This window comes from Bacteroidota bacterium (assembly GCA_037133915.1).
Lineage (GTDB): Bacteria > Bacteroidota > Bacteroidia > Bacteroidales > CAIWKO01 > JBAXND01.
Window position 1 is genome coordinate 1 of record JBAXND010000094.1, and the last position, 6,830, is coordinate 6,830.

Annotated in this window: 1 protein-coding gene; it reads left to right on the forward strand. The window is 44.2% G+C overall.

The features are described 5' to 3' along the window. The first annotated feature begins 155 nt into the window (after positions 1-155). Positions 156-6,713: a PKD domain-containing protein gene (locus WCM76_16545; protein MEI6767241.1), complete on the forward strand. Its 6,558-nt coding sequence runs from the start codon at positions 156-158 to the stop codon at positions 6,711-6,713. The last annotated feature ends 117 nt before the right edge of the window (positions 6,714-6,830 follow it).

Below are 6,830 nucleotides of genomic sequence, written 5' to 3' on the forward strand. Positions count from 1 at the left end.
ATAAGTACGCTCCTCCCGTTGCACTGGGACCAGATATTATTAAAACAAACTTTTGTTCAACAACACTTGATGCAGGCGCTCGGTTTGTCAGTTATTTATGGTCAACAGGAGCTACTTCTCAAACAATAAATGTAAACACAAGCGGGTCATACAGCGTGACAGCAACAAGTGTATTCGGAAGTATTTCCAAAGATACGGTGGTAGTTACTTACCCCGACACCCGTCTGAGTAGCGGCGACACAACTATTTGCCAAGGATCAACCTTACAAGTTAAACCCCGTTGCAGTCCATTGTCCCGATTTACATTCCTGTGGTCAACAGGATCTACCGACTCTGTTATTACAATCTCTCAGCCCGGAAATTATTTTGTAACTATCAGCGATGGTACTTGCACTAAAATGTCAGATACACTCACCTTGTCGCTGGATTTATTTCCATCGCACATTTCACTGGGCAATGACACTTCATTCTGTTCCGGCAATGCCATTAAGGTGATACACCCCGGTTATCCTGTACAATCCTATCTTTGGACAGGTGGCTCTACGGCCGATAGTTTAATTATCAATATGCCAGGTGGTGACTTCTGGGTTACCGCAACCAATATTCGGGGCTGTATCGGAAGGGACACTGTTCATGTAACAATTATAGGAAACGCCCCAATTACTAATTTCAGAGCCGATAGCGTCTGCTCCGGTGACAGCACCCATTTCACCGACCTCTCAACAGTTTTATTACCCGATGTAATTGCTCAATGGCACTGGACCTTCGGTGACGGGAATATCTCAACGCTGAGTAATCCTGCTCACCAATACGCAGCCCCCGGAACATACACCGTGAGCCTTAAGGCAACATCCAATATGGGATGCTATCATACATTTGGAAAACAGGTTATTGTTTACGCAAAACCTTCTGCCCAGTTTACAACATCAACAGCCTGTATCAACAATGCCTACCTTTTTACAGACCATAGTACTATCGGCGTAGGAAGTTCAATTACTGACTGGTCATGGCAGTTCGGCGACACTCATTCATCTTCACTTCAGAACCCTTCGCACAATTATACAACTGCATCCGTTTATCCGGTGTCCCTGAAAGTAACAAGCAATTACGGATGCATCGATTCTATTATTCACAATATTACAGTGGTGGCAAGCAGCCCGGTTCCACAGGCCTTCAGTCTTGTTTCGCCAGCAGATTTCACCACGTCGGCGCTATCAACCGTTACCTTTGTTTGGGCGGCCAGCACAAATGCCACCGTCTATAAATTACAGATTGCTGATGATTCATTATTCTCACAGAATGTTTTAAATTTTACCGGCATCTCCGGAACATCACATTCCGCCGGACTCGCAGGAAATCACAGCTACTTCTGGCGGGTATTTGCGTATAACCCATGCAACAATTCGGACAGCACTTTTTACCGCCATTTACGTATTTTTAATCCTTCAAATATCACGGGTCTTCAACTTTGGTTGCGGTCAGACACACTGGTATCGCCAGCAGGCGGGCCTGTTGCCTCCTGGGGTGATTCAAAGGGCGGGTCAAATCCTCATAATGCACTCCAGGGCTTAGCAACCAAAAGACCTACAGTGGTGGCCTCTGTTGCAAAATTAAACGGAATGCCCGCTATTCTATTTGACGGTACAGATGATTTTATGGCCTCTGCTGCTGGGGATTCTATTGCCAACATTGGCAAAAGCTCTGCAACTATTTTTATTGTTGCAGCAGGCGATGCTATTGGTGCAGTTAACGCCAGTCTTTTTTCGATCAACAACATTTCTAACGGGTTCTGGTGGTTTAGAAGCGGCTCAAATAAAACGTTGGTAAATTATAACAACAATAATTACTTTTCAACTACTGGTAACTCGTTACCCGCAACCGCATTAGATCCGAAAATATTTTGCATTGAAAAAAACCTGAACACAATCTCTACCATATATATCAATTCCGTTGCTGAGGGTTCTTCAACCAATGCAACAGTGACCGGAACGTTTACGAATTCCATATACAATCTGGGCGCAGTGGGAAGTAACTCTAGTTATTATAAAGGGGCTTTTGCCGAAGTTATAATATATAATTCGGCACTAAGTGCTTCCGATAAAGCAACCGTTGAAAATTATCTTCATCATAAGTACGCTCCTCCCGTTGCACTGGGACCAGATATTATTAAAACAAACTTTTGCCCAACAATACTCGATGCAGGTGCACGATTCACACATTTGCTTTGGTCAACCGGAGATACTACACAGACAATTACGATTACTGCGAACGGAACATACAGTGTAACAGCAACAAACATTTTCGGACAGATTTCGTATGACACGATAAATGTTACAATCGCGAACCGTCATCTAAACACAACAAGCGCGACTGTTTGCCTGGGAGACAGCATCGCTCTCAAGCCTCAAACAGGCCACCTGTACAAATACCATTATTCATGGCATCCTGCAGGAACCGATTCTGTGCTTTACGCAAAAACGGCTGGCTTGTTTTGGGTGACTCTTACCGACAGCCTGGGTTGCTCGGTCAAATCAGATACAGCAACCATTGTCGTTGATTCGCTGAAAACCTATTTTTCACTAGGCCCGGATTCTACCATGTGCGCCGGGTATTTAATTCAACCTTTACATCCCGGGTACACGATTCAAAATTATCATTGGATGGATAATTCTACAGGCAGTACCCTCGCAGTCTGGACACCCGGCAATTATTCGCTTACGGTCACAGATGTTAATGGCTGCCATGCACATGATAGTGTGAATGTGACGATTTCGGGTGTTGCACCTGTCGCGCTCTTTTCATTCGATACCGTCTGCCGCGGAGATTCAACCCATTTTACGGATCATTCAACATTTACTCTACCCGCAAATATTGTTTCATGGAATTGGGATTTTGGAGATGGAAATAATTCCACAGCACATTCGCCAAGCCATTACTACACTAATTCCGGTACTTACCCCACTCACCTGACTGTGGTCACTAATGTTGGATGCCAGAATACCATCACACACCAAACAATTGTGAATCAATTACCTACGGCATATTTCTCTTCCACTCAAGCATGTATTAACTTCCCTTATCAATTTATAGATGGAAGTACTGCTGCTTCGGGCGACAGCCTTATTGGATGGCAATGGCATTTTGGCGATACTTATTCTTCAACGCTCCAAAATCCATTTCACAGCTATTTATCACCCGGAAATTACATACCGGATATCCAAGTTACAACTAAAAAAGGTTGCACTGCAAATTATACCGGCGCTATTACTGTGGTAGCTTCATCGCCGCCACCGACACCATTCAGTCTGTTGGCACCCCAAAACAACTTCATGTTCACCACCGGGAATATCAACTTAAGCTGGACCGCAAGTGCTAATGCCGACCATTATACGCTTTATATTGCCGAAGACATTAACTTCACTACCAACTTACAAACACATTCTAACCTTTTGGTGCCTTCGTATAATGGAGTCTTCGCGATGAATAAAACCTATTGGTGGAAGGTGGTTGCTCAAAATGTATGCGGGGCAACCATCAACTCCTCAACCTGGCAATTCAGAACCTATAATCCTACCTCGATACCCGGAATGAAGCTTTGGCTGAAAGCTGATGACGGTGTATCACAAAATGGTGGTTTAGTGACAGACTGGTACGACAAGAGCGGCAATAACAACAATGCCAATCAGACCATCGCAGCTGACCGTCCTCACTATAAAGCCTCTGTTGATACGCTGAACGGATTGCCTGCCGTGTATTTTGACGGAAGCACTAAATTTTTTAATGGCACAACTATTTCCGCTATTGATTCTTCCGGCCTGACATTGTTTGTTGTGGCTTCCGGTGATAATGTTGCAACGGGTAGCTCTTTCGGGTTATTCTCAATTAATACCGGAACAACCGGACTCAGCCTTGCACGTTACAAGCCGAGTAACAGTCTGAAGTTCAATAATAAAACTTTTGGTGTTAGCAGCTCTACAAATTCCCTGCCCGCTACTGGCTATAATCCTGCAATGTTGGGCGTTGTCAAAACTTATGGAGCAAAGGCAGATCTTTTTATTAACGGCGGTCTGGACGGCACGTCTACAAATGCAGGGCTCTCAGGGCCCTTTACAAATGCGGACTATAAAGTAGGCTGCATAGGGACGACTAATTTCTACAAAGGAAATATTGCTGAAATTATTTTGTACGGAAGTGCTCTTTCCACCACGGATCGGAAAAATGTGGAAACGTATTTGAGATACAAATATGCGCCGCCGGTAAACCTTGGTCCGGATATCAATATTACATACGGACTATGCGATACAGTCCTCAATGCAGGTGCGCGTTTTACCAACTTTCTTTGGTCAACCGGAGAAACTACACAAACAATCCAGACTGGCAGTGGAACCTATTGGGTGAGTGTAACGGATATTTTTGGCTATACATCAAAAGATACAATAACTATTAATAAGCCATTCCTGCATGTTCATGATACGGCATTCTGTCTCTTTTCTTCGGCGAATGTAAGCAGCGGCTTCGGTGCAGGCTACACCTTCCAATGGGCAGACGGCACGACGAACCCATATTTTGTAGCTGATTCTGCCGGAACTTTCTGGGTAAAAGTGAGCGACTCCCTTGGTTGTTTTGCTGTTGATACTTTTCAAATAGCAGTTGATTCATTTGCCGTTCAGGCATCACTCGGACCCGACCGAACAATGTGCCAGGGAAATATGCTCGGTCTGGTAAGCGGTGCTCAACAGGCGACAACTTATTTATGGAACACCGGCTCCGGCAATAGCCTGATAATTATCAACGACCCGCCGGTTAGCTATCCTACTTATGCTATAACAGTTAATGATAATAACGGATGCGTAGCCACCGACTCTGTTAACCTAACAATTAATGGCGTTGTGGCAATACCTCAGTTTACCACCGACTCAGCCTGCTTTGGCGGAAGCACGCAATTTACTGATCTTTCCTCAGTAGTTGCTCCATATAGTATTGTAAGTTGGAAATGGGATTTTGGTGATAGTACTTCTTCTGCGTCGCCTGCTCCAAATCACACTTACATAAATTACGGTGCATTCTACTCTACACTTACCGTAATTACCGATTCGGGCTGTGTGAGCAGTGTTACGAGACCTGTGGTTGTGTATTCACTGCCCGACGTACATTTTCTCCCGTTTATTGGCTGCAATGGCGTTCCCGTTCCATTTACCGATTTATCAACCGATGCATTCGGCGGGATATCATCATGGACTTGGGACTTTGGCGACCCCGCCAGCGGAACAGCCAATACGAGTATTCTAGAAAATCCGGACCATACTTATACTACTATTGGTTCTTATCCGGTAACACTGATAGCGTCCTCGGTTGCCGGGTGTGCTGATACCACAACTGCAACGGTTCAAATCAAAGAATCGCCGGCCATAGATTTTTCGTGGACACAAAGCTGTGAAGGAACTCCGGTATTTTTCACGAACCTTACTACCACGCCTCCATGGGCACCTATTACTGATCTTTTCTGGGATTTTGGCGACGGAGACACTTCTATCAACGATAACCCTGCACATAATTATTCAGGCGCAGGAACCTACAATGTAACTCTAACAGTCCGCGCACTAAGCGGATGCAGGATTAGTCTTACAAAAGCTGTTGTGGTACACGCCATCCCTCAGGCTGATTTTAATACCAGTAATTTCTGTGAAGGAAACACCGGTTTCTTTTATGATAATAGCACTATTAGTAACGACTCCATTACTCAATGGCACTGGGATTTCGATTCTCTCGGAAATTCAACGAACAGAAACCCACAATTTATTTTTGCCGATACCGGAGTGTACCATATTAGCCTCACAGTTACTTCAAGCGCTGGATGTTCGAGCACAAATACACAATCGGTTTCTGTATACCCCAAGCCACATGCCTCCTTTACTTTTAATCCAACGTATGGTGTTCCACCGCTCACCGTTACATTTACAAATACAAGCTCCGGGGCAACATCGTACATATGGGATTTTGGTGACGGTACTACTGATTTGTCGCAAAATCCTGCTCACAATTACACTGTCGAAGGCATATACACGGTTACTCTGATTGCCAATAACCCCAATGGCTGTTCGGATACGGCAACAGGCGTTGTCTATGTTATTCCAACCATTCTCGATATTGCAGTAATTGCTGTTACAGCAGACAATTCGGGCGGATTCCTGAAGTTCACCACTACTATTAAAAACCTTGGATCTCGCGGAGTTGATGAGGTGGATCTTTCGGCACAACTGAATAAAGGCAGTATTATTAAAGAAATCTGGACTGGAAATCTGAAACCGGGTGATGCTGCAATATATAACTTCAACGCACAATTTATGGTGCCCCCGGGCGGTTCTGCCGATTATATCTGCGTAAGTGCCAGCGTTCCCGGCTCACAACTGGACGACCAATTATCCAATAATGAACAATGCCTCGTGTTGCGCGATATCTTCATTGTTTCTGAACCCTATCCCGACCCGGTAGCCGATCAGGTAAATATTGATGTCGTGATACCATTTGCCGAGCAGCTTGACATTGTTCTTTATAACGAAAACGGACAAATAATCGGTACTGCATTCTCTGGTCAGGCAAGTGAAGGTTATAATAATTTCATCATTCCGACCGACTTCCTTAAACAGGGCGTGTATGCGATAAAAGTCGTATTCAGAGATAAGACTGAAGTACGTAAATTTGTAAAATTATAATCATTAAAAATTGATACCTTTGCCTGCTTTTTTAAAAATGCAGACAATAATTAAATCATATTAACAATCACTGTTGTCCGGTAAAAGTTTGAAAGAAGCCGAAGCATAAGCCCGGCT